Genomic DNA, 258 nt, shown 5'->3' on the forward strand with positions numbered 1-258 from the left:
CTGCTGTACCATCTGGTGCATCAACCGGCGTTCACGAGGCCGTTGAGCTTCGCGATAACGACAAATCAAAATACATGGGCAAAGGCGTTTTAAAGGCCGTTGAAAATGTAAACGAAGTTTTAGCTCCTGAATTAAAAGGTATCGATGTGTTTGAACAAAATGCTATCGACGCTTTAATGATTGAGATTGATGGCACCGAAAACAAGGGTAAAATTGGTGCTAACGCTATATTAGGTGTTTCATTAGCTGTAGCTAAAG

Annotated in this window: 1 pseudogene; it reads left to right on the plus strand. The window is 41.5% G+C overall.

The window, feature by feature from the left end:
- A pseudogene (eno, locus tag ACEN88_RS35320) lies at nucleotides 1-258 on the plus strand (phosphopyruvate hydratase); the annotation flags it as partial.

This window comes from Massilia sp. CT11-108 (genome assembly GCF_047302915.1).
GTDB classification, from domain to species: Bacteria; Pseudomonadota; Gammaproteobacteria; order Burkholderiales; family Burkholderiaceae_D; genus Telluria; species Telluria orientalis.